Origin of the sequence: Pseudomonas syringae CC1557 (assembly GCF_000452705.1) — a bacterium.
Lineage (GTDB): Bacteria > Pseudomonadota > Gammaproteobacteria > Pseudomonadales > Pseudomonadaceae > Aquipseudomonas > Aquipseudomonas syringae_F.
In genome coordinates this window covers 5,716,112-5,741,387 of the sequence record NZ_CP007014.1, presented here as the reverse complement: position 1 = coordinate 5,741,387, position 25,276 = coordinate 5,716,112, and the positions used below count along the sequence as shown (strand labels likewise).

Annotated in this window: 19 protein-coding genes and 2 pseudogenes; 12 read left to right on the top strand and 9 right to left on the bottom strand. The window is 57.3% G+C overall.

What is annotated here, in order from left to right; genetic code table 11:
* Positions 1–87 precede the first annotated feature (87 nt).
* From glmU to glmS, 3 genes are all read left to right on the top strand, one after another.
* Positions 88–1,455 (top strand): bifunctional UDP-N-acetylglucosamine diphosphorylase/glucosamine-1-phosphate N-acetyltransferase GlmU, encoded by a 1,368-nt coding sequence (gene glmU, locus N018_RS25265; RefSeq protein ID WP_025391066.1) that lies wholly within the window; start codon positions 88–90, stop codon positions 1,453–1,455.
* Between the two features lie 281 nt (positions 1,456–1,736).
* Positions 1,737–2,504, top strand: coding sequence for a DeoR/GlpR family DNA-binding transcription regulator (locus N018_RS25260; RefSeq protein ID WP_025391065.1), 768 nt, complete (start codon positions 1,737–1,739; stop codon positions 2,502–2,504).
* A gap of 9 nt (positions 2,505–2,513) precedes the next feature.
* A complete protein-coding gene (glmS, locus tag N018_RS25255; protein WP_024647527.1) occupies positions 2,514–4,349 on the top strand; it encodes a glutamine--fructose-6-phosphate transaminase (isomerizing) in 1,836 nt (611 codons plus the stop codon).
* A 246-nt stretch (positions 4,350–4,595) separates the two neighbouring features.
* Here the strand turns inward: glmS and N018_RS25250 are convergent, their stop codons facing one another.
* From N018_RS25250 to N018_RS25220, 7 genes are all read right to left on the bottom strand, one after another.
* Positions 4,596–5,822 (bottom strand): MFS transporter, encoded by a 1,227-nt coding sequence (locus N018_RS25250; RefSeq protein ID WP_025391064.1) that lies wholly within the window; start codon positions 5,820–5,822, stop codon positions 4,596–4,598.
* A 174-nt stretch (positions 5,823–5,996) separates the two neighbouring features.
* The gene (locus tag N018_RS25245; protein ID WP_025391063.1) at positions 5,997–7,625 is read right to left on the bottom strand and encodes a methyl-accepting chemotaxis protein; all 1,629 of its coding nucleotides are present in this window, start codon (positions 7,623–7,625) and stop codon (positions 5,997–5,999) included.
* A gap of 412 nt (positions 7,626–8,037) precedes the next feature.
* The gene (locus tag N018_RS25240) at positions 8,038–8,451 is read right to left on the bottom strand and encodes a VOC family protein (RefSeq protein WP_025391062.1); all 414 of its coding nucleotides are present in this window, start codon (positions 8,449–8,451) and stop codon (positions 8,038–8,040) included.
* A 204-nt stretch (positions 8,452–8,655) separates the two neighbouring features.
* The gene (locus tag N018_RS25235) at positions 8,656–9,600 is read right to left on the bottom strand and encodes a methyltransferase (protein WP_025391061.1); all 945 of its coding nucleotides are present in this window, start codon (positions 9,598–9,600) and stop codon (positions 8,656–8,658) included.
* Entirely contained in the window at positions 9,597–11,045 is a 1,449-nt protein-coding gene (locus N018_RS25230; RefSeq protein ID WP_025391060.1) for an iron-containing redox enzyme family protein, read from the bottom strand. The genes N018_RS25235 and N018_RS25230 overlap by 4 nt, the downstream gene beginning before the upstream one ends.
* Positions 11,046–11,335: 290 nt before the next feature.
* Positions 11,336–11,533, bottom strand: a complete 198-nt coding sequence (locus tag N018_RS25225; RefSeq protein WP_024647521.1) for a hypothetical protein — start codon at positions 11,531–11,533, stop codon at positions 11,336–11,338.
* A 72-nt stretch (positions 11,534–11,605) separates the two neighbouring features.
* Positions 11,606–12,487 carry a manganese catalase family protein gene (locus N018_RS25220; RefSeq protein ID WP_024647520.1) on the bottom strand — a complete coding sequence of 294 codons (882 nt, stop codon included), beginning with the start codon at positions 12,485–12,487 and terminating at the stop codon, positions 11,606–11,608.
* A 430-nt stretch (positions 12,488–12,917) separates the two neighbouring features.
* Between N018_RS25220 and N018_RS25215 the strand changes: the two genes are divergently transcribed.
* From N018_RS25215 to N018_RS25185, 9 genes and pseudogenes are all read left to right on the top strand, one after another.
* The gene (locus N018_RS25215; RefSeq protein ID WP_024647519.1) at positions 12,918–13,142 is read left to right on the top strand and encodes a DUF6555 family protein; all 225 of its coding nucleotides are present in this window, start codon (positions 12,918–12,920) and stop codon (positions 13,140–13,142) included.
* 425 nt (positions 13,143–13,567) lie between these two features.
* A pseudogene (locus tag N018_RS28775) lies at positions 13,568–14,728 on the top strand (HAMP domain-containing protein); the annotation flags it as partial.
* Complete coding sequence (locus N018_RS28770; RefSeq protein WP_418903497.1) at positions 14,729–15,598, top strand: methyl-accepting chemotaxis protein; 870 nt, start codon at positions 14,729–14,731, stop codon at positions 15,596–15,598.
* Positions 15,599–15,778: 180 nt separating this feature from the next.
* Positions 15,779–16,798 (top strand): annotated as a pseudogene (locus N018_RS28765) (methyl-accepting chemotaxis protein); the annotation flags it as partial.
* 39 nt (positions 16,799–16,837) lie between these two features.
* On the top strand, positions 16,838–17,701 hold the full coding sequence (locus N018_RS28760) for a methyl-accepting chemotaxis protein (RefSeq protein WP_418903496.1): 864 nt from the start codon (positions 16,838–16,840) through the stop codon (positions 17,699–17,701).
* Positions 17,702–18,177: 476 nt separating this feature from the next.
* A complete protein-coding gene (locus tag N018_RS25200; protein ID WP_024647516.1) occupies positions 18,178–19,932 on the top strand; it encodes an ABC transporter permease in 1,755 nt (584 codons plus the stop codon).
* A 31-nt stretch (positions 19,933–19,963) separates the two neighbouring features.
* Positions 19,964–21,268 (top strand): ABC transporter ATP-binding protein, encoded by a 1,305-nt coding sequence (locus tag N018_RS25195; RefSeq protein ID WP_024647515.1) that lies wholly within the window; start codon positions 19,964–19,966, stop codon positions 21,266–21,268.
* A 51-nt stretch (positions 21,269–21,319) separates the two neighbouring features.
* Positions 21,320–22,387: a sensor histidine kinase gene (locus tag N018_RS25190; RefSeq protein ID WP_024647514.1), complete on the top strand. Its 1,068-nt coding sequence runs from the start codon at positions 21,320–21,322 to the stop codon at positions 22,385–22,387.
* The gene (locus N018_RS25185; protein WP_025391059.1) at positions 22,387–23,022 is read left to right on the top strand and encodes a response regulator transcription factor; all 636 of its coding nucleotides are present in this window, start codon (positions 22,387–22,389) and stop codon (positions 23,020–23,022) included. Before N018_RS25190 ends, N018_RS25185 begins: the two co-directional genes overlap by 1 nt.
* A gap of 40 nt (positions 23,023–23,062) precedes the next feature.
* On the opposite strand, the gene N018_RS25180 is transcribed toward N018_RS25185, so the two are convergent.
* Together N018_RS25180 and N018_RS27850 are read right to left on the bottom strand one after the other, a co-directional pair.
* Entirely contained in the window at positions 23,063–24,682 is a 1,620-nt protein-coding gene (locus tag N018_RS25180) for a glucan biosynthesis protein D (RefSeq protein WP_024647512.1), read from the bottom strand.
* 183 nt (positions 24,683–24,865) lie between these two features.
* Entirely contained in the window at positions 24,866–25,126 is a 261-nt protein-coding gene (locus N018_RS27850) for a hypothetical protein (RefSeq protein ID WP_025391058.1), read from the bottom strand.
* Between the last annotated feature and the right edge of the window lie 150 nt (positions 25,127–25,276).

Sequence of the window (25,276 nt, the reverse complement as noted above, 5' to 3'; positions counted from 1 at the left end):
CTTCGGCTACCCTTTTTCTTTTTTCAGAATTCTTCTTTCAAGTCAGCCCGCCCTTGGCCCGGTTGCCGCTCAGTTGGTAGTCCTATCATGTCTCTCGATATCGTTATTCTCGCTGCTGGCCAAGGTACCCGGATGCGCTCGGCGCTGCCCAAGGTTCTGCATCCGGTTGCTGGCAATTCCATGCTGGGCCATGTTATCCACAGCGCACGTCAGTTATCCCCAGTGGGAATACATGTGGTGATCGGTCATGGCGCAGATAGCGTGCGTGAGCGTCTGGCAGCTGATGATTTGAATTTTGTGATGCAGGATAAACAACTGGGTACTGGCCACGCAGTTGCCCAGGCGTTGCCTGCACTGACGGCCGACACCGTATTGATCCTCTACGGCGATGTGCCGCTGATCGAGGTGGAAACCCTCCAGCGTCTGCTCAAGCTGGTCACGCCCAAGCAACTCGGTTTACTGACCGTGAAACTGGATGATCCCACGGGCTACGGTCGTATCGTTCGCGATGATCAGCAACGCGTCTGTGCCATCGTTGAGCACAAGGACGCTACCGATGCTCAGAAAGCAATTACCGAAGGCAACACCGGTATTCTCGCCGTGCCGGCGATGCATCTGGAAGACTGGCTCGGGCGTCTTTCCAACACCAACGCGCAAGGTGAGTACTACCTGACCGACGTAATCGCCATGGCGGTGAATGACGGCCTGGCGGTGGCTACCGAACAGCCGCATGACGCGATGGAAGTGCAGGGCGCCAACGATCGCAAACAGCTTTCAGAGCTCGAACGTCATTATCAGATGCGCGAAGCTCGTCGTTTGATGGCGGCTGGCGTCACCTTGCGAGACCCTTCGCGATTCGACGTGCGTGGCGAAGTCAGTGTCGGCCGCGACGTGTTGATCGACGTTAATGTGATTCTGGAAGGCAAGGTCGTCATTGAAGACGACGTGGTGATCGGCCCTAACTGCGTCATCAAGGACAGCACCTTGCGCAAGGGCGTTACCGTCAAAGCCAACAGCCACATTGAAGGCGCCATTCTGGGCGAGGGCAGCGATGCCGGACCGTTTGCGCGCTTGCGGCCGGGCAGTGTGCTGGGTGCCAAGGCGCATGTGGGTAACTTTGTAGAACTGAAGAATGCGAATCTGGGTGAAGGCGCCAAGGTAGGGCATCTGACCTACTTGGGTGACGCCGAAGTCGGGGCGCGTACCAATATCGGTGCAGGTACCATTACCTGTAATTACGATGGCGCGAACAAGCACAAAACCACACTGGGTGCTGATGTATTCATTGGCTCCAACAATTCGCTGGTCGCTCCTGTGGATATCTTTGATGGTGCAACCACGGCTGCCGGTTCGACCATCACTCAGAACATCCCGGCAGAACAACTCGGGGTTGCCCGCGCTCGCCAGCGCAACATCGAAGGCTGGAAGCGTCCGGTGAAAATAAAGAAGGATTGAGTTATCCACAGTCTCGATGATGTGTGAGGCGGAACTCAACGCATACCAACGCGGAGTGATTGGCACGAGAGTCAGTTGGACATCTCTCGTTCCTCACGCTCCAGGGTGGAATGCCTCTCATGACGCCCCGCGTCACTATTCTGCGTCTGCGCCGCACCGCACATGCAAAATCGCAGTTCACGATCAACAAAGGCATTACGCCAACTCCCAAGCCTTGACCAAACCAGCAAAATAGGTTTTGATTTCCTTCGTTATCTTTCGAATCGAAACTTAAGGCTGTCATGTCGAAGCGCAATACACCCCAGCGTCGTCACAACATTCTTGCCTTGCTCAACGAGCAGGGCGAAGTCAGTGTCGATGATCTGGCAAAGCGTTTTGAAACTTCTGAAGTTACGATTCGAAAGGATCTCGCGGCGCTGGAATCAAACGGTCTTTTGCTGCGTCGTTATGGCGGTGCAGTACCGCTTCCGCAAGAACTGATCAGTGAAAATAGCCAACCGATTTCCCGCTATAAACAGGCAATTGCGCGTGCTGCCGTCGCTCGGATTCGTGAACACGCGAGAATCATCGTCGACAGTGGCAGCACCACCGCTGCGTTGATTCCCGAATTGGGTCGACAGCCGGGCCTGGTGGTCATGACCAACTCCTTGAATGTCGCACGCGCCCTCACTGATCTGGAACATGAGCCTGTCCTGCTGATGACGGGCGGAACGTGGGACCCGCATTCCGAATCCTTTCAGGGCCAGGTCGCCGAGCAAGTGCTGCGTTCCTACGACTTTGATCAGCTGTTCATCGGTGCCGACGGCATTGATCTGGCGCGTGGCACCACGACCTTCAATGAGCTGCTGGGCTTGAGCCGGGTCATGGCTGAAGTCGCCCGGGAAGTCGTGGTCATGGTTGAAGCCGACAAGGTCGGTCGCAAGATCCCCAATCTGGAGCTGCCCTGGAGCAGCATCCATACCCTTATCACAGATGATCGCCTGCCCATCGAGACACGCGAACAGATACAAGCCCGCGGCATCACATTGATCTGTGCCGCTGTCAGCTAGGAGAAAACCATGTGTGGAATAGTCGGCGCCGTTGCTGAGCGTAATATCACGGCCATCTTGCTCGAAGGCCTCAAGCGCCTTGAATACCGAGGCTATGACAGCGCGGGCGTGGCTGTTTTCAGTAACGAAGGCACGCTTGAGCGCCGTCGTCGCTCCGGCAAGGTCAGTGAACTGGAGCAAGCATTGGCCGGCGAGCCGCTGACCGGTCGCCTGGGCATTGCTCACACCCGCTGGGCTACCCATGGCGCGCCGTGCGAGCGCAATGCTCACCCGCATTTTTCGGCCGATGAACTGGCAGTTGTCCACAACGGCATCATCGAAAACCACGAAGCCCTGCGCGAACAGCTCAAGGCTATGGGTTACGTGTTCGTCTCTGATACCGACACTGAGGTCATCGTTCACCTGTTGCACCACAAGCTCAAGGACACGCCTGATCTGGCCATTGCGCTGAAAGCTGCCGTGAAAGAACTTCACGGTGCCTATGGTCTGGCTGTCATCAGCGCTGCGCAGCCGGATCGCTTGCTGGCTGCTCGCAGTGGCAGCCCGCTGGTGATCGGCATAGGCTTGGGCGAAAACTTCCTGGCCTCCGATCAACTGGCGCTGCGTCAGGTGACCGACCGCTTCATGTATCTGGAAGAGGGCGATATCGCCGAGATCCGTCGCGACAGCGTGCAGATCTGGACCGTCGATGGTCAACCGGTCGAGCGGGAAGTGGTGCAATACCATGAAGGCGCAGAAGCGGCCGACAAGGGTGAATATCGTCACTTCATGCTCAAGGAAATCCACGAGCAGCCCAAGGTTGTGCAGCGCACCCTCGAAGGTCGTCTGGGCCAGCAGCAGGTCCTGGTCCATGCATTTGGTCCACAGGCAGCCGAGCTGTTCGCCAAGGTCCGCAATGTTCAGATCGTCGCGTGCGGCACCAGCTATCACGCCGGTATGGTCGCGCGTTACTGGCTTGAAGGCTTGGCCGGTATCCCGTGTCAGGTAGAAGTGGCCAGCGAGTTCCGCTATCGCAAGGTCGTGGTGCAGCCGGACACCCTGTTCGTCTCGATCTCGCAGTCTGGCGAAACTGCCGACACCCTCGCCGCATTGCGCAACGCCAAGGAACTGGGCTTTCTCGCCAGCCTGGCGATCTGCAACGTGGGCATCAGCTCACTGGTACGTGAATCCGACCTCACTCTGTTGACCCAGGCCGGTCCGGAAATCGGTGTCGCATCCACCAAAGCGTTCACTACTCAACTGGTCGCCTTGCTGCTGCTGACCCTGTCGCTTGGCCAAGTCAAAGGCTCGCTGGAGCAGGGCGTCGAAGCGCAACTGGTCGAAGAACTGCGTCGCTTGCCTACTCGCTTGGGCGAAGCCCTGGCAATGGACGGCACCATCGAGAAAGTCGCCGAGCTGTTCGCTGAAAAGCACCACACCCTGTTCCTCGGTCGTGGCGCGCAATTCCCGGTGGCGATGGAAGGCGCACTCAAACTCAAGGAAATTTCCTACATCCACGCCGAAGCCTACCCCGCAGGCGAACTCAAACACGGCCCGCTGGCGTTGGTGGATGCCGATATGCCGGTGGTCACCGTCGCACCGAACAACGAACTGCTGGAAAAACTCAAATCCAACCTGCAGGAAGTCCGCGCACGTGGCGGTGAGTTGATCGTATTCGCTGACGAACAGGCCGGTATGAGAGACGGAGAGGGCACCCACGTAATCGCCATGCCGCACATCATCGATGCGCTGGCGCCGATTCTTTACACCATTCCGTTGCAGTTGCTTTCGTATTATGTGGCGGTGTTGAAAGGGACGGATGTGGACCAGCCGCGGAATCTGGCGAAGTCGGTGACGGTGGAGTGAGTTATCCACAGGTGATGGCTGCTGTGATTTTCGAGAATTAAAACTGTCGCAGGTTTCTCCAAAATAGGCTCTTGCCCCATCACTTAGATAGTCCTCTTGCCTCTCGGGTCCGTTCGCTTCGCAGACGAAGTGACGGACCCTATCCGCTCTGATTGATACCGACTAAAAAGCTGTCACCTTAAGAAAAAACGTCATTACCAGCCTGTGGATAAGCTCAAAAGCTGTGGAGTTAATCCGGCTCCACTTTCAATCCTCAGCCTTCTGATCAACCCCAAGCTTCGATAAATTAATAAGGCGACCCGCCCCAACAAACCACCACCCCGCAACCACCCCCAACAACACCGTCACCGCCGCCATCCCCAGAATCACCCCCTGTACCCCCAACGGCGCTGCCAGCAGTGCCACCAGCAACCCGGCCAGTGGTTGCGACAGGTTGTTGAGCAAGGTGATCACGCCCACGGTCTTACCGAAGTCCTGTGGTGGAATGACTCGCTGGCGGAGGCTGCGCATATAGACGTTGAACATCTTGTCGAAGCCGACGATCAGCAGGAAACCCATGGCATAGCCTGTCAGGTTCGGGCTCAGGGCTGTGATGAAGGCGCCTGCGGCGATCATGGGGTAAGCGACGCCGCCGAGTACCCGCAAGGGCAGTACCACTCGGGCGAGGAAGAACAGGATCACGATGGTGACCACCGCGCCAGCTGCCTGTAGCCCTGCGTAATCGTTCGTTCCGGCGCTGTACTGACCGATGACCACGGCTGCCGAGGTCGCCAGGGTAACGCCGACGATCAGGTTCACACCCACGGCCAGGGTGATGATCTTTTGTAGTTCTGGCAGCTCGCGGATATGCCTGAACGCAATGCGCAGTGGTTGCAGCCAGATGTCCCGATGCTGCTCGTGGACCTCAAACGTGATGCGGCTGTGACGCTGCCACACGCGCATGCTCAGGTCGGCCAGCACGAACAGCGCGGCGACCCACATTACCACCCAGTGCCAGGCCTGAATATCCAGCAACAATGCCGCCAGCAGCGGCCCGAGGACCAGCCCGGTCTGGTCGGCGATCTGCGAGTAGGAGAGGGTTTTGGTGTAGCTGTAGTGCTGGAAGATGTACGGCATCAGTACCTCGCGGGCCATAATGCCTTGGGTGGTCAGTACGCCGCACAGCGCCGACAGCACCACCAGCCAGGCGATACCGCCGAACAATGCATAGAGCAGCACAGCAACGATGCACAGCAGTGCGCGGTAAACCTGGCTGATGTGCAGCATCCTGACGGGCGAGAATTTGTCGCACAAGGTTCCGCACAACGGAAACGCGAGAAAGCGTGGCAGCGATTCGACGAAAAAGGCCAGCCCGGCCCAGGACGCGCTATCAGTGGTCTGGAAAACCACCAGCGGTACGATGAAAAGCAGAATCTGGTCGCCGAGCCGTGATAGAAACAGCGAGATGAAAAAAGCCAGGTAATCCCGACGCACAGTGACCTCCTGTCAATCGGCGGCACGGCGTGGCCGCCTGTCGCGACATTAGCAGGTGGAGATCGGACTGTCGTTGAAGTTGTGGCGATTGCGGCCACAGGGGGCAGGTGGAACACGCTGACTAATCCTGACCTATGGAAGGTGCAGGATTAGTCTGTGTTGCTCAGGCGGGGATCACAGCTTGAACTGCGCAACCAGCGTGTTGAACGACGTCGCCAAGCGCGACAATTCGTGGCTGGATGCACTGGTCTGATTGGCGCCTGCTGCTGTCTGCGCGCTCAGTTCCTGGATGTTGACCAGGTTACGGTCAACCTCGCGTGCGACCTGCGCCTGCTCTTCGGAAGCCGACGCGATGACCATGTTGCGCTCGTTGATGGTCCCGACGCCGCTGGTGATCTTCTCCAAAGCGGTGCCGGCGCGCTGGGCGAGTTGCTGGGTGTTGGTAGCGGTCGCCAGGCTTTTGCTCATCGCAGCGACGGCGCCATCGGCACCCGACTGCACCGTCCCGATCATGCCTTCGATTTCCACAGTCGACGCTTGTGTACGGTGAGCAAGCGCACGGACCTCGTCGGCCACCACCGCAAATCCTCGTCCTTGTTCGCCTGCCCGTGCCGCCTCGATGGCCGCGTTGAGGGCGAGCAAATTGGTCTGCTCGGCAATGCTGCGGATTACTTCCAGCACCTTGCTGATGTCCCGAACATGACCGGCCAGCGTCGTGACCGAACCGGTGGACTCGGTGATCTCGCTGACCATGGTGCCGATGCCCTTGACCGTATCATCGACTTGTCCACGGCCGTGGACGGCATCGTTTGCCAGGGTTTTGGACACATCTGAAGTGGAGACCGCATTACGGGCAACTTCTTCTACGGCAGCAGTCATTTCATTGACTGCAGTCGCTGCCTGCTGGATTTCGTCGTTTTGACGGGTGAGGCCGCGAGTGCTTTCTTCGGTCACTGCACCCAGCTCTTCAGCAGCGGACGCCAGTTGATCGGACGCACTGGAAATCTCCTGGATCGTCCGTTTCAGGCTGCCCTGCATCGTGCCGATGGCATTGAGCAGGTGTCCAGCTTCATCACCGCGCGTGCTGGAAACAGCCTGGGTCAGATCACCTGCTGCGATACGCTGGGCGACTTCGATTGCCTCTTTCAAAGGTCTGGTGATCATGCGAGTGATCAAGATACCCAACATGATCGCCACCAGAAACGCGATGAAGATACCGATGGCCAGCATCGTCACGGAAGTATTTTGCAGCTTTTCAGCCCCATCCGCGCCTTCTTTGATCTGACGCTTGTTGGAGTCGATCATTATCTGGAGATAACCACGGGCTTTATTGAAATCGCCTTCCGCCAGCTCATTAAGTCGACTGCGTGCTTCTTCCAGATTGCCTGCCTGTTGCAGGTCGAATATTTTCTGCGAGGCAGCGATATAGGAGGGCATCACTACATCGTACTGATCGCCTGCTGCCCGCTCATCATCTTCCAGCGGAGTGGCTCGGTATAAGGCATAGACCTTTTGAGCGCGATCCAGCCCGGCACTGATGCTCTGACGCATCTTTTCTGCGGTGGCCTTGTCTCGGGCATCAAGCAGCCGGTACAGACCTCGGTTGTGCGTGGTCAGCAAGGTCATGGTCTCGTTTGTGTAGGCCACCGACACCAGATTGTTCGAGAACGTCAGCTTTAGCGCATCGGAAAGCCGGTTTATACCGAGCATGCCTAGACCGCCTACTGCCAGCGTAATAACGGCGCACGCAATGAACGCGACCATGAGTTTTGTAGCAAAGCTGGTACGATTTATCATGTTCATTGATTATCCGTCATCATTAAATGGTCAGTGCACAAAGTACCTTCGTACTAACGCTACAGCCTGTTTGGATAACCGGAAGATGCTTAACTCGCAATAAGGCCTAGTCTAAATCAAGGCTTTGGTGCGTTAAGTATGTGGAAACGCCAGTCGCCATAATCTGCCTTCCAGAGATCCCTATCTGGATCGGCAGAAAGAAGGGTTTCTTGATAGTTAATTTGTCATCCTACTAACGTGCTGTTTTTACATCGGTTTTTCGTGATAATGCAAACCATTCTGTGCTGCAGGATAACGCCCTCTCCGAATCGGTCCGACCGATTACCGCCCGTTTCGGCACCGGCAAGGTGTTAGCCCTGGCCAACGGTCGCCGCTATGTGGTCACGCGTGATACGTGACCAGCGTCTGCCTGCCCCTTTCAATAGATCGCCCAGCAACCTGGCGTCAGCAATTCGAGCAGATGTTCATCCGGGTCGCGGAAGTAAATGCTCGAACCGCCCCTGGGCCAATTAGTGCGGCCTTCGATGGCGACATTGGCCTGAGCAAGCCGATCCGTCCATGGCTGCATCTGGTCAGCATCGATGGCAAAGCAGACATGAATCCGCCCTTGTCCGTCATGGGGTGGAATCTCCCCATCACTTAAATATTGGGTGCCCAGTGAAGCGCCACGTTTGAACAGCAGTAATGTGTTCGAGCCCCCCACATTGAACGCTACCAATGTCGGGCTCTCGAACATGATGTCCAACTCAAGTACCTGCTGATAGAAGCTCGCCGCTTTTGCAAGGTCCTCTACATAAAGCGCCGTTTCGATGATTCTGTTCAGCCGTGGCATGTGCAGTCCTCCGTGATGCAGTAAAGAGATGGCGCCGTCGATCCCATGAAAGCAGGATCGTAATGGCGCCTCTACCGTTCTACCGGAATGAATACTCATGGACCCATTTCAGGTTTTATGTGCGTTATAACCCAAGACTATCGGGAGGGAGGGCGCAGGCAAGGCATTCGAGTGCTGGACTGATTTACAAAGTGCCCAGCCTGCTCAAGCCTGTCGAGTGACGATCAATTCCACGGCGGCAATACGGTCCACGTCTTCGTAACCGTCTTCCAGCAGCTCTTCGCCAAACACATCCGGGTCCAGTTCGCGGTAAGTCCATGCCAGCGCTGCATGGTCAATATCGCCACGGACTGCATCGAAAAACGGATCGTGTTCGCCAACCATCGCTACCCCGGTATAGAGCACCAGCGAGCCACCGGGCGTCAGGCGATCCAGTGATTCACGCAGGATGCGCACCGACAGATCCGCACCGAGTGCGTCACCACCATGGCGGTAAGCCCGGCGTTTGCTGTCCTTCATGTACGGTGGGTTGGCGACGATCAGGTCGAAATTGCCGGTCACGCCCGAGAGAATATCGCTCTGGCAGGACTGCAGATTCTCCAGACCTGCTACAGCGGCGTTGATCTCGGCGAAGTGCAGCGCTTTAGGGTTGATGTCGACGGCATATACCTGGGCTTCAGGGCGTGCAACGGCAACCAGCAGGCCTCCGGCACCGGTGCCACAGCCAATATCCACAGCGCGCCTGATCGGCTGCGTCGTGCCTTGCAGATGACGATTGATGGACTGCGCAAAGCGGTAGGTATCTGGACCGAAGAACACCGAGTCTTCATCGGCGGTCGGGAAAGCCGAATGCACCAGCAGCAGGTCATCGAGGCTGGAAAACCTGACCCGACTCTTCAGGCCGTCGTCGCTGCGCTCAAGAATACCGGCTTCCAAAAGGCCTTGCGCTTCCGAGACTGGCAGCATGAATTCCGGGATCAGACGACTCCAGCCAAAAATATCCCGCAGCGACCCGGCGATGCGATTCTCCGGGCGTTGATTGACGTGGCGGTGCGTCAGCGGCGTCGGCGTGATGAAGCGGTAGTCATTGGTTTTAAGGCGTTCTGCAAGCGTGATCAACGCATTGCGGTCAGGCAGCGGGAGGCTCATGCGCGTGCTCCGGTCAGGCGTTCGGCCATGCTGCTGACGAACAGGCGAGTGGCGTGCAGTCCGGCCGCCGTCGCGTGCCGCGCGGGCGACATGCTTGCGATCAAGGTGGACATCTTTTCAGTCGCCGCCGCCGATTCAAGTTTCATGTGTAATTCGCGCACATCCGGGTCGGCATCTGCCAGCGTCGGCGTCGTCAGGGCAGGTGAGGGCTGTCCGCCCTGCACGTTGCGAAAGCGCGAACGAAACGCTTCAGGCAAGCGTTTGCCGCCCGTCGCCTGGGCGCTGCCGTCGGCGAGCCAGTCACCCGCAATCCAGTCGTGCATGAGCTGTTTTTCGTAGCCATTGAAGACACCGAACATGGGCGCGCCAGCGCCTTCGAACAACTTCCAGAAGCGACTGTGCAGAGGATCTTCATGACGCTTGATCCAGCCTCTGTTTTCCAGCACCCCGAGAAACTCCGGGATCTGATCCGGCTCGGCAAGCCATTCGTTCACGGTCTTGCCATCCAGACGGCAGTAGTCGGAATGCATGTGCTGGCCGAAAGTCCGCTTGCGCTCAAGCATGGCCACCACTTCCTGCTCCAGATCGAACGACTGAATAACGTCGCCAGAGCCCATGCCCAGCTCGTTCAAACGATAGCCATTGGCGACACGCCTATAGAACTCGTTGCGCTCCTGACCGACAGGCATCAGTTCAAGGACGCTCTGCGCAGCCTTGCGTGCATGCCCGGTGCTGGCGTTATCGATCGTGACGTGCAAGGTGAAGTAATAAGGATCAATCCCTAGTTCATTCAGTTCGAACGAGGTAATGAGCAAGTGCAGCGGCAGTTGTTCATAGCCCAGGTTGTAGCCGATGACTTCGGGAAGGTATTGATCAGTCAACTGGCCCAGTGAAAGCTGAATGGCTGCTTGCAGATACGCTTCATCCGGCAACGGAGCGCTGGTATCGCAGTCGAGGTCGGCCAGTAATTTGCGGTACAGCGACACATGATTCTGCGCCTGCTCGCCATCACCCAGTTCTTCCAGATACGTGCGAATCAGGCCGTGGAATCGATAATCTGCCCAGTGCGGCAACAGCCCATATAGCCAGGCGCCGTCAACCAGTTTCACTGGCGCAACGTGCTGAATGAAATACATCGCCTGGGCCTTGCTCTTGAAAAACCGTCGCGGCTGGCCACTGCGACGCTCCTCGAGGTAACGGGCGTACTGATCGGCAACGATTCCGACGTTGTGCTCCATCCACTGTTCGAGCGCTTCCGGCTGGGCCGGAAGATCGCATGTTTCCCGCTCGGCGCGAGCCAGGCAATGATTCAGAAAAGTGACCGCATCATGTTGATGTTCTGGAGCCCGATCATTCATCCATGATTGGTAGATGGTTTTTGAACGGGCTTCTTCAACGACGGTTTTGACGACGGCTGCGCCGGTCATCACTTGAAGAGACGTCATGAAAATCGTACCTCGGCAGTTGAAAATCACGATAGACGCGGTCACGCGAGACTTTCTATTGTTCTGTACAGCGTAAGAAAGGGAGTGCCACAGGCCACATAAAATTCAGCGAATTTTGCCGGTCACCGATAGGTGGCGATTATCTGAAGTGCCACCCTGTCCTTGGCGAAACCAGTGCATCACTTGAGCACCCTGGTGAATGGGTAGGGTTCCACTGAAGTTATCCACAGGCGAGGCTGAAATTCAGCCCCGTCGCAGAGGTGCAAGTGGTGCAGTTGAATACCGGGTCATCAGCGTACTGGCAAGTTGTTATCAAGCAACGTGCCGACACCAAAGACTTTGGCGGCCATGACCACCTGAAAGCCTCTGCGGGCCAAACGTGCCTGGGCGTCGAATGCGCGAAGACCGTTCCCGAATACTGCACCTGTCAGTGCTTTCTCGAACTCGCCATCAGGCGAGAAGTGCTTGCTGGAGCGTGGTTTTTTCATGATCAGTTCTCCTGAGTGCGACATCAGCGCCCTTCAGAAGCTCTTGTGAGAGAGCCTCTGAAGGGCAGTCCCTTAAAGGTCTTTGCCCTGAACAAAACCCGACCCAAGATCAGCGCCGGTAATAGGGTTGGCCGTCGGATCGGACATAGTCCGCTCCTTCATCATTTCCAGAACCTCTGCATCTTTGGCATCGAGTGTCACAGAGGCGGAGCCATCACCGCCATCGACTGCCGGCTGTGGCGACTCGACGAACTCCCACTCGCCACCCTGGTTCCACGGGCCACGTACATTCGGCTCGCCGGACATATTGAAGAACTTGTTGGTGAACTCCGGATCGCCAGGCAGTTTGCCTTGCGGGAAGTTGGGCTGGATGGCGTGCAGGGCTTTTTCGAACGACAACTGGTGAGCGATCTCACGGGTCATCAGGAAGCCCAGTGCTTCTTTCACGCCCGGATCGTCAGTGACGTTCATCAACCGCTCGTAAACGATCTTGGCCCGTGCTTCAGCAGCGATGTTGGAGCGGAAGTCGGCAGTTGGTTCGCCGATGGTGTCGATGTAGGCAGCGGTCCATGGCACACCGGCGGAGTTGGTCAACGGCGCACCGGCACCGTACAGCAGGCTGGTGATGTGCGAGTCATTGCCGTTGCCGTTAATGGAGCGGTAAAGCTCGCCTTCTTCTTCGATGCCCTCCGCCAGTTGGCCTTTGGCACCTTTGTTGAGCATGACGATAATCGAACCCACAATTTCGAGATGGCTGAGCTCCTCGGTGGCGATGCTCATCAACAGATCTTTACGGCCTGGATCATCCTCGCTCAGGCCTTGGGTGAAGTAACGTCCGGCGGCGGCCAGCTCGCCTTGCGCACCACCGAATTGTTCCAGCAGCAGATTGGCGAGTCCTGGATTTGGACGGGCTACACGAACGGTATATTGAAGTCGTTTGTTATGAATGAACATGTCGTTTCCTCAGGCTTTGTCTCTTTGGGGAGCGTTAACCCATACGAATGGGCTTGATTCAACGCAGTCACTGGGTATGAAAAAGGCTGCAGGTAAACGTTGCTCGAAACTGTATTTTTATGGGATGAGCGGTGCATAAATAAGGGTTCAATAGAGTTTTCTTATCCCCAGTCTAAACAGGAAAAAGTACGGACTTATAGTTGAAGCCTTGCCGCTAGCAGCGCGCGGAGAGGCAAGGCTTAAGCCATTAATACTATGAACAAATGCCTGTTATAAACATTGTCTATTAACAAGAAATCACGTGACGCTATTCATTCAAGCGCAAAGAGTGATATCAATATGATATCTATTAAATTACGGTAATAATTTTTTGAATTTTTTGAAACGACCATGATCTGTTTTGCGAGTTGACAAAGCAGGAGCAACAACCATGGCTGATGAAAAACACTACCGTATCGATTACCTGCTGCATGGCAGTTACAAGACGTTCTACATAAGGGCTGTCGGCATGGACAATCGGGAAGCCTGGCATTGGGCTTCGGTTGATGCAGGGTTTGGTGCTATCCCCAAATACCGTTCAGATCCGGTGCCCAAGCTGAGCAAGCCTCAGGCGGAAAAGCTCGGTCTGTCGAATGTGGAATGGGCGAGGGCCTGAACAACCAGAAATCCGTCAAAGCAGAAAAATACCCGTCGTCGTGCAGCCAGGTTGGCGCACGACGGCACACACCATAGCTGAGTTCTCCAGCCAGTTTTCTTTTCAGCCTTGCCTTTCTCTTCTCGATCAAGGAACCCCTCGTTTGGGTTGTCCTTTCCTGCATGAATCCTTCTGCTTACTGCACTTCTTTCGCAGCTGCATATCTTTCTCAGGCTCACGTTCTGCGTGGCCTTGCCGATAGGTCGGTATCAGATGATGGCCGCCATTGAACTTCTCAATGACCGCTTGCTCTGAGGTGATGGCACAGTGCTACTCATCCGAGTGGGTGATCTGTTAGAGACCGACAACTGACCTGCACCTGCCGTGATGCAGAAGAAAGGAGTTTTTTCAACCGGATCGGGCACCTTAATTAAAACGAGAAAAACATGAATATTCTTTCGCCTGGTATCAGCCTCACCAACCGCCTGCGTTTCCCTGCCAAATTTGCCGTTTTAGCCATTATCATCGTCATTCCGCTGATCATTCTCGGTATGAGGGTGTTCAGTAACCTGAATTCAAGAATCGATAGCGTCGAGCAAGAGCGTGTCGGCCGCGAATACCTGCTTACCGTCACGCCTATCCTGCGACTTTCCATGCTTCAGCGCGCGCACACCAACCGTCTGTTGTCAGGTGATGCGTCTGCTGCTCAAGACCTCGCCAATAACCGCAACCAGCTTGAAACGGCCTTCAATAATCTTTCCGACATGGATGCTCGCAAGGGCCCTGAACTGGACACAGAGAATCGCGTCCAGCGCCTTCGTGAAGGCGCTCGCTCATTGATGGAGAGCGTCAAACCGGGCCTTTCGCCGGACGATTTCTTTGCCCAGTGGAACGAGCAACTGGCCCAGACGCTCAACTTTATCTACTACGTATCGGCCACCTCTGGCCTGGTGCTGGACGATGATCCTGCGACGCTGTTTCTGATCGACCTGAGCACCATTCGTATGCCCAGGGAAATCAACGTCGCCGGCCAGGTCCGTGGTATTACCGCCGGCATGAGCACAGGGCAGGGCCTGAGTGCCTCGATGCGTGGTTCGCTCGACAGCCTGTTGAAGCTCGAGTTGCTGTTCCGCAGCGAGCTTGAGCAAAGCGTTCGTTTGCTCAAACGACGTTCTCCAGAACTCGCCAACCGCATCAATGATCCGATCGCCACGGCCACCGCAGCAATGGATAATTTCCGCAATGAGCTGCAAGCCTACGTAAAAGGCACGGACTTCTCCGCGCAAAGGGGTCAGGCACTCGGTGCTCAGGGTAACGTTGTAGTCTCTGCCCTTTATAAAGCACAAGACGAAATCCAGTTTGCACTGCAGGACGAATTGAATTCCCGCTACACCGCTTTGACCAAGCTGCGCCAGATGATGATCGCCATGTGTGTGATCGTGGGTCTGCTGCTCCTCTATGTGTTCTGCAGCATTTATCGCGCCTTGCGCATCGCCATCGACAGCCTGCTGGGTGTTACCCGTCGCCTGGCTGACGGTGATCTGAGTGCGCGAGTGCAGGTGGTCAGCAAGGACGAAGTGGCCGATATCGGTAACGGTCTGAACCTGATGGCAGAAGCGTTTTCCAGCTCCATCTCGCACATGGATCGCACCTCGTATGAGCTGTCTGACGTGGCGGCGCGACTGGGCACTTCCATTGGCCTGGCCAAGCAATCGATGAACGCGCAACAGGCCGAGACCGAACAGGTGGCCACGGCCATCAACGAGATGACCGCAAGCGTCGCCGATGTGGCGCAGAACACTGAAGGTGCTGCATCGGCTGCTGACGAGGCCAATGCCGCTTCGCGTAACGGGCTGCGCATCATGCATCAGGCCCACACCACGATTCAGGCGCTGGCCGATGAAGTAGAAGTCAGTGCTCAGAAGGTTCAGGCGCTGGCCTTGCACAGCCAGTCTATTGGCGGCGTCATTCAGGTGATCAGCACCATTGCCGATCAGACCAATCTGCTGGCACTCAACGCGGCCATCGAGGCGGCACGTGCCGGCGAGCAGGGTCGTGGCTTTGCGGTCGTGGCTGATGAAGTCCGCACGCTGGCATCGCGTACCCAAGCGTCTACTGAAGAAATCCGCAGCATCATTCAACAGCTGCAAAGTGCTACCGACGCTGCCGTGCAGCAGATGCAGGCAGGGCAGCAAAAGGCTCAAGCGTGCATCACTGCGGCCAGCGAAGCGTCAGGCAGTCTGTCGAGCATCAGCGAGGGCGTCGAGCGCATCGTTGAAATGAACACCCAGATCGCCAGCGCTGCCGTACAGCAGCACGCGGTTTCCGAAGACATCAACCGTAACGTCATGGAGATCCGCAACAGCTCCGGGACCTTGATGCTGGGTATCGACAACAACGCAGTGACCGCCGACGAACTGGCACGGGTTGCGAACGACATGCGCAATGTCGTCGCACGTTTCAAGTTGGTTAGCTGACCAGAGCGGGGGCGAAGAGCCCCCCGTTTTTTTATCGAGATGTAACGTTCAAGCCCCGTTTATTTTTTATCAAGTTTTGCTGTTCTGCGGCCGATAGCTCTGGCGCGCGGGTCTGCTGTTCATAAAAACAAATCCTCAGCTCTGTCAGTGCGCATTCAAAAAGCATAATCAGGAGATGTCATGAACAGCAGCTTTGCGAATATCAGCGTCAACATGAAGTTGGCACTGGGCTTTGGGACCGTTCTTTTTTTTACGGCAATTCTTGCACTCGTAGGCTGGACCAGCCTCGACAAGCTCATCAGTCGCACCGACAGAATCGGCGACATCGCTCAACTCAGCAGCAACCTGACCAACCTGCGCGTTGCGCGCCTGCAATACATGCTCACCGATGGCGATGAAACCGCCGCACAGAATATGCAAAGCAAACTGGACGTGTTCAAGGCACATCAGGATTCACTGCGGGGCCGCTTCACCAACCCGGTCAACCTGAAACCGATGAGTGATCTTGCTGATGTGACTCGTGATTACGAGGCATCGCTGAACAGCATGCGTGCGGTTTACCGGGACAGCACGAAGGTGCGCACCGAGATCACGTCCAATGCTGCCGCTGCTGCTCAGGGCGTCGAAGCGCTCAATGAGTCCGTCATGCGCATGGACCCTTCGGACCCGACTCGTTTCGATCTTGCACAACAGGTCAATTCTGCCAGGCAGGACGTGCTGCTGGCGGGCAGCGAAGTGCGAGGCTATACCGCCAAACCTGATGAAAAGAGCGAAAAAGCTGCTTTCCAGCAACTGGACGCCACTATCAGCCATCTGGATAAACTCAAATCTGCTTTTGCTGCCAGCAATGGCGCGCAGGTTGCGCAGTTCGAGACTGCACTTCGCAACTACCGTACTTCTCTGGACGCGTTTAAGGCCACCGCTCAGACGGCGGGCGATGTTCGCAAGGACCTGACCACTCAGGGGGCGACCATCGTCAAGCTTGGCGAACAGCTTTACGGGTTGCAGATGCAACTGGCCAAAGCGGATACCGACAAGGCCCGTAACCTGCAGATCGGTTGTGTGGTGTTGGTCATGTTGCTCGGCATTCTTGCTGCGGTGCTCATCACCCGCCAGATCACTCGTCCGCTGCGCGACACACTGGCGATCGTCGAGCGTATCGCTTCCGGCGATCTGACTCACACGGCAGCCATTACCCGACGCGATGAACTGGGTGTATTGCAGCAAGGCATCCAGAATATGGGCACTACCTTGCGCGAGCTGATTTCCGGTATTCGCGACGGCGTTACGCAGATTGCCAGTGCTGCGGAAGAACTGTCGGCGGTGACCGAGCAGACCAGTGCTGGCGTCAACAGCCAGAAGGTCGAGACTGATCAGGTTGCCACGGCGATGCAGGAAATGTCGGCCACCGTTCACGAAGTCGCACGTAATGCCGAGCAGGCTTCCGTCGCTGCATCCGACGCAGACAAGCAGGCTCGCGAAGGTGACAAGGTCGTGGGCGAGGCTATCCAGCAGATTGAACGGCTGGCCACTGAAGTGGCGCGTTCGTCCGACGCGATGAATGTGCTTGAGCAGGAAAGCGACAAGATCGGCAAGGTCATGGACGTGATCAAGGCGGTGGCCGAGCAGACCAATCTGTTGGCGCTCAACGCGGCCATCGAAGCGGCGCGTGCCGGTGAAGCAGGGCGCGGTTTTGCAGTGGTGGCCGATGAAGTACGCGGCCTGGCCCAGCGCACTCAGCAATCCACCGAAGAAATCGAAGGCCTGGTTGCTGCGTTGCAGAACGGTACTCGTCAGGTGTCCGGCATCATGCTGGGCAGCCGTGCGCTGACCGACAGCAGTGTCGAACTGACCCGCAAGGCTGGTACATCGCTGGAAGACATCACGCGCACTGTGTCGAGCATTCAGGCGATGAACCAGCAGATCGCGGCGGCTGCCGAGCAGCAAAGCTCGGTTGCCGACGAAATCAGCCGCAGCATCGTCAACGTTCGCGACGTATCGGAACAGACCGCCGAAGCCAGCGAAGAAACCGCCGCCTCCAGCGTCGAACTGGCACGCCTGGGCGGACAGCTGCAGATGATGGTCAGCCACTTCCGGGTTTGATATCACTGCCTGCATCGGCTGTTACGTTCACACGGAGCATCGGTACGAGAGCTACAAAACTCTCGTTCCGAATGCTTCGGTGCTCATCGTGATACACAAACCCGCTTTTGATTCTGGCCAAAGGCCGTAGGAGCGAACGTGTTCGCGAAGAGGCCGGTGCAGCTCCCGAAAATAATGCCTTGGGTGACGCTCCGCGTCACAACTCTGTGCTGCACCGCTTACTTAAGTGCAGCCTGTTCCGGGCTGTAGGACCCCGCTTCCACGTTGATTATTCACATCACTATACGTTGGTATATATAACTCATACGTACAGATAAACAGGCTCTACCTTTGCAGGTTTTAACTGTTGTTCAAAACTCGATAAGCTTCATCTCACTATCCGGCAGCCTTTAATGCCCTTTATCAGTAAACGCTGACAGCCTGTTTGTTTATCAAACCCGCTGGCCCGCGCCTGTGCTGCCGACGCGAGGTGAGCAATGCATTCGATATCCGAATTTGGTAAAAGCCTGCGAGCGCCCCGTTTTGTCAGGGCCGGTGCGCGAAACTCTTATGTAGCCGACGGCATCTGTGTCGTGTTGCTGGCCGTGTTCTTTGCGCTGTTGTGGTATGGCGTGGGCCAAATGCTGCAGCCCATCGCCGTACTTGATTCAAACCCGGTGACACTCGATCCGGCACGGCTCCCGGAATATGCCCTGCGTACTACGTTGCGCATGTTTATCGCGTTGGCCGCTTCGCTGGTCTTCACGTTCATCGTCGCGACACTTGCCGCTAAAAGCCGCAAGGCCGAACAGGTCATTATCCCTGCGCTGGATATTCTTCAATCAGTCCCGGTGCTGGGTTTTCTGACCTTCACCGTCACGTTCTTCATGGGACTGTTTCCCGGTCGACAACTGGGTGTCGAATGCGCTGCGATCTTTGCGATTTTTACCAGTCAGGCCTGGAACATCGCTTTCAGTTTCTATCAGTCGTTGCGCACTGTGCCGGATGACCTGAATGAAGTCAGTCGCCAGTTCGGTCTCTCGCCGGTGCTCCGTTTCACCCGTCTGGAGCTGCCGTTCGCCATACCGGGGCTGGTGTGGAACATGATGATGTCGATGTCCGGCGGCTGGTTTTTTGTCGTTGCCTGTGAAGCGATTTCTGTCGGGGATACCACGGTCAACCTGCCGGGCATCGGTTCCTGGCTGGCGCTGGCTATCGAACAGAAAAACCTTCCGGCGATTGCCTGGGCAGTCGGCGCAATGGCGGTCGTGATCCTCGCCTATGACCAGCTGCTGTTCAGGCCGGTGGTCGCTTGGGCGGACAAATTCCGCTTCGAGCAAACAGCTTCGTCGAAGCGTCCACGCTCCTGGGTGTACAGCGTACTGGGTCGCTCTCGTCTGGCGCCCATGCTTGGCGCACTTCTGGCTGCGCCGTGGAAAGGGCTGATGCTGGTCGACTGGCGCATGGTGTCCCGGTTCTGGAAAGTGAAACCGACGCCACGGGTCGCCCGGGTGATCGACTACCTGTGGCTGGGAATGGTCATGGCCGCCTGTTTGACCGGCAGTGCTTACCTGTTCCGTTTCATCGAGGCATCGCTGGGCCTGAACGACATGCTCACCGCCTTCGGGATGGGCCTGGCGACCATGCTGCGGGTGATCGTGCTGATCATGATTGCCAGCCTGGTCTGGGTGCCCGTCGGGGTGTGGATCGGCTTGCGTCCTGTATGGGCCGAGCGGCTGCAACCGATTGCGCAATTCATGGCGGCGTTTCCTGCCAACGTGCTGTTTCCGTTTGCCGTGATCGCTATCGTCGGGCTGCACCTGAACCCGGATATCTGGCTGTCGCCGCTGATGGTGCTGGGTACCCAGTGGTACATCCTGTTCAACGTGATCGCCGGGGCCAGTGCCTTGCCGACCGACCTGCGCGAAGCGGCCAGCATGTTCAATATGCGCGGCTGGCAGTGGTGGCGTCGCGTGGCGTTGCCGGGGGTATTTCCGTACTACGTGACGGGCGCCCTGACTGCTTCCGGTGGCTCGTGGAACGCCAGTATCGTCGCCGAAGCGGTGTCCTGGGGCGATCAGCATGTACAGGCGGCTGGGCTGGGCTCGTACATCGCCAATGCGACTCAGGCGGGAGACTTTCCGCGTGTCGCGCTGGGCATTGCCGTCATGTCGGTCTTCGTGATCGCGTTCAACCGGTTGCTGTGGCGCCCGCTGTACGGGTTCGCCGAGCGACGTCTGAGTCTTGTGTGATTTTGTGCAATCTTGTGTAACGGAGGGCGCCATCATGATGGCTGTCGAAACGCGGTGCCTGGTAGATGTTCAGAAAGTTCGACATGTGTACGGCAAGGCCAGCAAAGAGCGTCTGGTGCTGGATGACGTGACACTGCAGCTCAATGAAAACGAAATCGTCGGCCTGCTGGGTCGTTCCGGCTCGGGCAAGTCGACCCTGTTGCGCTCCATCGCGGGGCTGGTGGTGCCGACTGAAGGCCAGGTGAATTTTCCGCGCCTTGCGCAAGGGCAGGTGATGTCGGTGGGCATGGTGTTCCAGAGCTTTGCCCTGTTTCCCTGGCTGACCGTGCTGGAAAACGTTGAAGTCGGCCTTGAAGCGCAGCGCGTGCCGGCTGCCGTGCGCCGCAAGCGTGCGCTGGCGGCTATCGACTTGATCGGGCTGGACGGTTTCGAGAGCGCTTATCCCAAGGAGCTGTCGGGTGGCATGCGCCAACGCGTAGGCATGGCGCGTGCGCTGGTCATCGATCCCGATGTACTGCTGATGGACGAGCCGTTCTCCGCGCTCGACGTATTGACCGCTGAAACCCTGCGCACCGATCTGCTGGACATGTGGAGCGAAGGGCGCATGCCCATCAAGTCGATCCTGATGGTGACGCACAACATCGCCGAAGCGGTGCTGATGTGCGATCGCATCCTGCTGTTCTCCTCCAATCCGGGGCGGGTGATCAGCGAGATCAAGGTCGATCTGCCGCAGCCGCGCAATCGCCAGGACCCGATTTTTCGTGCGCTGGTAGAAGAAATCTATGTGCTGATGACTCAGGACAACGATGCCGGCGAGATCCGTCAGGGCGTGTTTCCCGGCACCGGGCTGGGCATGGTGTTGCCACAGGTTTCCACCAACGCCCTGGCAGGGCTGATCGAGGCAATTCACGCGCCGCCCTATAACCTGAAAGCCGATCTGCCAGAGTTGGCCGCTGCGCTGCACTACAACGCCGACGAACTGTTCCCGATTGCCGAAGTACTGCAATTGTTGCGCTTTGCTGAACTGAAGGGCGGCGACATACGTTTGCTGCCAGCGGCTGAGCGTTACGCACTGGCGGATGTGGACGAGCGCAAGCAGCTCTTCGCCCAGCATTTGCTGAGCTTTGTGCCGCTGGTGGCGCATATCCGCCGGGTGCTGGATGATCGTCCCACGCACACCGCACCGGCGCGACGCTTTCGCGATCAACTGGAAGACTTCATGTCCGAAAGCGATGCCATGCAGACCCTTAACGCAGTGATCCAATGGGGACGCTACGCCGAGTTGTTTGCCTATGACGAGTTGGCCGATCAGTTTAGCCTGGACAATCCTTCCTGAGGTTTGTACGACATACTCAACGTACCTTTTGCAACGAACGGGATGATGCGCATGCGTGAATCTGAATCCTACGGCAAGGCAGCGTTGGCGGTGCGGCTGATCGCCTTGCTGCTGCTGGCACTGGTCATTGCGGTAGCCGACACGCTGACCGATCTGGAAATTGCCGTGGGCGTGTTTCAGATTGTGGTGGTGCTGCTGGCGGTCAGGTTTTTGCCGGCCGGTGGCGTTATTGCGATCGCGCTGCTGTGCATGGTGCTGACCGTTATCAGCTACGAGATGACCACTTCCAGAGGCAGTGAAGCGTCCGGGCTGATCAACTGCATTATCAGTCTGGCGGCCATCGCCATGACCACCTGGCTGGCGCTGCGCATGGCGCTGGCCATTCGCACGGTTCATGAGGCGCGTTCACAACTGGCGCACATCGCACGGGTCAATCAACTCGGTGAACTGACGGCGTCCATTGCGCATGAACTCAATCAGCCACTGTCAGCCATTGTCATCAGCGGCAATGCCTGCCAGCGCTGGCTGGCCACCGAGCCGGTCAATCTGGAAAAAGCCCGGCAGGCTGTCGAGCGCATGATCGGCGACGCCAACCGGGCGGGCGATATCATTGTGCGAGTGCGCGCCCTGGCGAAGCGTTCGTCTACCCATAAGGAGTGGATCAGTGTCGCTGACACCGTGGCCGAGATCGTGGCGTTGGCGCATAGCGAGATAGAAGAGCAGGGCGTTGCGCTGACGGTCGATATCCCCGAAGGTCTGCCGCCGCTGCTGGCTGATCGCGTGCAGATCCAGCAAGTGCTGCTGAATCTGATGCTCAACGGCGTGGACGCGATGAAGAACGCCGAGCCGGATCAGGCGCAGCTGGAGATTCGGGTGGACTGGCGTGACGGCGGTGATATCGGATTCGCAGTGAGTGACAATGGCATCGGCGTGCAGCCGGAAAACACCCATCGGTTGTTCGACGCGTTCTACACCACCAAGGAGGAGGGCATGGGGATTGGCCTGGCGATCAGCCGCTCGATCATCGAGGCCCATGGCGGGCGCATCTGGGTCACGCCAAACCCATCAATAGGTGCTACGTTTCATTTCACCCTGCCTACCGGAAAGATGGAAACCTGATGAACACAGTCGCCACCGTTACGCCGCCTGAGGAGCCGATCGTCTACGTCATCGATGATGACCTGTCGGTGCGCTCCTCGCTGGAAGATCTGCTGGCGTCGGTCGGGTTGCGCAGTCTGTTGTTTGGTTCGACCCGGGAGTTTCTGGAAACCCGTCGTCCCGATGCGCCGGGCTGCTTGATTCTGGACATCCGCATGCCGGGCATGAGCGGTCTGGACTTTCAGGAACACATGGCCAGATCGGGGATTTTCCTGCCGGTCATCTTCATCACCGGGCATGGCGATATTCCCATGTCGGTACGGGCGATGAAGGCAGGGGCTGTGGAGTTTCTGACCAAGCCTTTCCGGGAACAGGACCTGTTGGACGCCATCCAGCAAGGGCTGGCGCAGGATCGCAGCCGGCGCCAGAGTGCCGCTGTCGAAGCCGAACTGCAGCGCCGTTACGCGAGCCTCAATCAGGGTGAGCAGCAGGTGATGGACCTGGTGGTCACTGGCCTGCTGAACAAACAGATCGCGGCCCGCCTGAACGTCAGCGAAATCACCGTCAAAGTCCGCCGCGGCTCGGTGATGCGCAAGATGGAAGCCGACTCACTGGCCGACCTGGTCAAGTACGCCGAGCGGCTTAAAGAGCTTTGAAGGGCGTCATACCGGGATATGACGCTCAAGGCTCAACCTATCAAGTGTACTTGCGCTTGTCCGGTGCTGGCGGGAAGTACTGGTACAACCAGGTCTCGCTCAACGTCCGATCGCCGGTACGGATGAACATGCGCATTTCAACCGGCTCGACCGAGTCGCTGTCCGGCACCCAGTCGAAGGTAATGCGGTAGCCCTTGATGTCCGGCAGCACGAGGATGTTGAAGTCCTGCACCTTGCCGTGGGTCACGGTGACGATCGGCTCGATGCCTGTGCCTTCCGGCAGACGATCCAGCCCGCCGCCGTTGAAGTCCACCGCAAAGCGGCGTGCCCAGGTTGTCGGGTAATGCTCGCCGGGTGCCCAGCCTTCGAGAAAACCACCCATGCCCGAACGCGTGGCGTGAACTTGCGCCAGTGGCGTGCTCACCGGTGGTAGCGGGCTCCAGAACAGCTTGTAGCCGTAATTCATCGAGTCCCCGGCCTTGACCGGTATCTTCGGCGTCCAGAACACCACGATGTTGTCCATCGTCTCGCCAGTGGTCGGCAGCTCCAGCAGGCTGACCTCGCCTTCACCCCATGCGGTGATCGGTTCGACCCACAGGCTCGGGCGACGGCTGTACCAGACAACGGTGTCCTGATAGCTGGAGAACTCGTGATCGCTCTGCACCAGGCCGAAGCCTTTCGGGTCCTTGTCGGAGAACGCGCTGAATTGCGGTTTGACCGGGTTGTTCAGCGGACGACAGATCCACTCGCCATTGCCGCGCCACATCGACAGCCGATCCGAATCGTGAATCTGTGGGTGAATGGTGTCGCACATGCGGCGCTCGTGCGTGCCACAGCTGAACATGCTGGTCATCGGCGAAATGCCCAGTTGCTGGATATCGGTACGCGCATTGACGTGCGCGTCGATCTCCATGACCACCTGACCGGCCTGGCAGTCGATGTCGAAGCGGTAGGCGCCGGTCGCGCTGGGTGAATCGAGCAGGGCGTAGACCACAAAGCGGGTGGCGTTCTTGTCCGGGGTTTCGAACCAGAACTTGGTGAAATCGGGGAATTCTTCCTGACGCTTGGCGTAGCTGTCGATCGCAAGGCCGCGTGCCGACAGGCCGTATTGCTTGTTGCTGTCCACGGCCCGGAAATAACTGGCACCGAGGAACGAGACCACATCATTGATGGCGATTTCAGGCGCCTTGAACAGCTTGAAGCCAGCAAAGCCCAGGTCGCCCTTGACCAGATTCTTGTCGATGCCGCTGCTTTCGTAATTGAACAGGTCATGGCGGAAATGCACTTCCCGCGCCTGCTTGCTCTGAGGGTCGACGCTGTACATCCGCACCGGCGTTTTGAAGCCCATGCCGACGTGGAAGAAATGCACGTCCAGCTGGCCGTTGACGTCTTTCCACAGCGAATGATCCGGGTCATAGCGAATGGCATTGAATTGCAGCGGCGTCATGTTCGCCAGCACCGGTGGAAGCACCTGCTTGTTGCTGACATAGCCTTTGCTCGCGAGCTTCTTGGCGTGGGCTTGCAACTCTGCAAAATCGAAATGCTCGATCTCGCCATCAGCTGCGGCGGCCAGTGCTCGCGCAGCGAAAAGCCCTGAAGCCGACACGCTGCTGTAAGCGGCCAACGTCATGGACGCTTTCAGGAGATTTCTGCGATTCATAAGGGTGAAGCCTCTGAGTAATTCTGTGCGTCCTGCACAAAAAATGGCGCGCCAACGACTCCTTGCCGAACGCAAACTACCCACAACAGATAACAAAGACGAGATACGGTTCGGAAATCGGCCAAAAAAAAACGCCGCGCCTGTTCAATGAATACGGCGCAAAGACAGCCAAATCGCCTGTTTTTACATTGGAATGGACTGATCGATTAACCGCAGCGCCGCTTGGCGCAAGGCCTCCAGACGAGTGGGGTAGCGAGGGCAGATCAACCCGATATCGTCTGCCAGCGTCGAAAACTTTTTTGCCTGGCAATATTCAGCAATCATTTTCCTGACCTGCGGACTGATTTCATGAGCGCGCTCTGCCTTACTTGGAGGGTGATGCTCGTGCCATTGCTCCGCATTGACATACAGTGGGTGACGCTCCGCGTCATACACTGGAGTCATGACAGCACGCGTCAGTCATTTGTGCATAGCAATGGATGCTGCACGCTATCTCGCATTCGTTCAGCTAACAGACCTGACGAAAGTTTCACTCTGCGTGTTATATCGTAACGCTAAGATGCATCGGCATTCACATGCCAATGCAGGGCTCTG

Bases quoted from the DNA above. Each gene is read 5' to 3' on its own strand.
- N018_RS25220 (WP_024647520.1), bottom strand. From the start codon at position 12,487: ATGTTCATTCATAACAAACGACTTCAATATACCGTTCGTGTAGCCCGT.
- glmS (WP_024647527.1), top strand. From the start codon at position 2,514: ATGTGTGGAATAGTCGGCGCCGTTGCTGAGCGTAATATCACGGCCATC.
- N018_RS25200 (WP_024647516.1), top strand. From the start codon at position 18,178: ATGCATTCGATATCCGAATTTGGTAAAAGCCTGCGAGCGCCCCGTTTT.
- N018_RS25185 (WP_025391059.1), top strand. From the start codon at position 22,387: ATGAACACAGTCGCCACCGTTACGCCGCCTGAGGAGCCGATCGTCTAC.
- N018_RS25215 (WP_024647519.1), top strand. From the start codon at position 12,918: ATGGCTGATGAAAAACACTACCGTATCGATTACCTGCTGCATGGCAGT.
- N018_RS25240 (WP_025391062.1), bottom strand. From the start codon at position 8,451: ATGCCACGGCTGAACAGAATCATCGAAACGGCGCTTTATGTAGAGGAC.
- N018_RS25260 (WP_025391065.1), top strand. From the start codon at position 1,737: ATGTCGAAGCGCAATACACCCCAGCGTCGTCACAACATTCTTGCCTTG.
- N018_RS27850 (WP_025391058.1), bottom strand. From the start codon at position 25,126: ATGACTCCAGTGTATGACGCGGAGCGTCACCCACTGTATGTCAATGCG.
- N018_RS28760 (WP_418903496.1), top strand. From the start codon at position 16,838: ATGGGCACTACCTTGCGCGAGCTGATTTCCGGTATTCGCGACGGCGTT.
- N018_RS25235 (WP_025391061.1), bottom strand. From the start codon at position 9,600: ATGAGCCTCCCGCTGCCTGACCGCAATGCGTTGATCACGCTTGCAGAA.
- N018_RS25180 (WP_024647512.1), bottom strand. From the start codon at position 24,682: ATGAATCGCAGAAATCTCCTGAAAGCGTCCATGACGTTGGCCGCTTAC.
- N018_RS25245 (WP_025391063.1), bottom strand. From the start codon at position 7,625: ATGAACATGATAAATCGTACCAGCTTTGCTACAAAACTCATGGTCGCG.
- N018_RS25230 (WP_025391060.1), bottom strand. From the start codon at position 11,045: ATGACGTCTCTTCAAGTGATGACCGGCGCAGCCGTCGTCAAAACCGTC.
- N018_RS28770 (WP_418903497.1), top strand. From the start codon at position 14,729: ATGGCAGAAGCGTTTTCCAGCTCCATCTCGCACATGGATCGCACCTCG.
- N018_RS25190 (WP_024647514.1), top strand. From the start codon at position 21,320: ATGCGTGAATCTGAATCCTACGGCAAGGCAGCGTTGGCGGTGCGGCTG.
- N018_RS25225 (WP_024647521.1), bottom strand. From the start codon at position 11,533: ATGAAAAAACCACGCTCCAGCAAGCACTTCTCGCCTGATGGCGAGTTC.
- glmU (WP_025391066.1), top strand. From the start codon at position 88: ATGTCTCTCGATATCGTTATTCTCGCTGCTGGCCAAGGTACCCGGATG.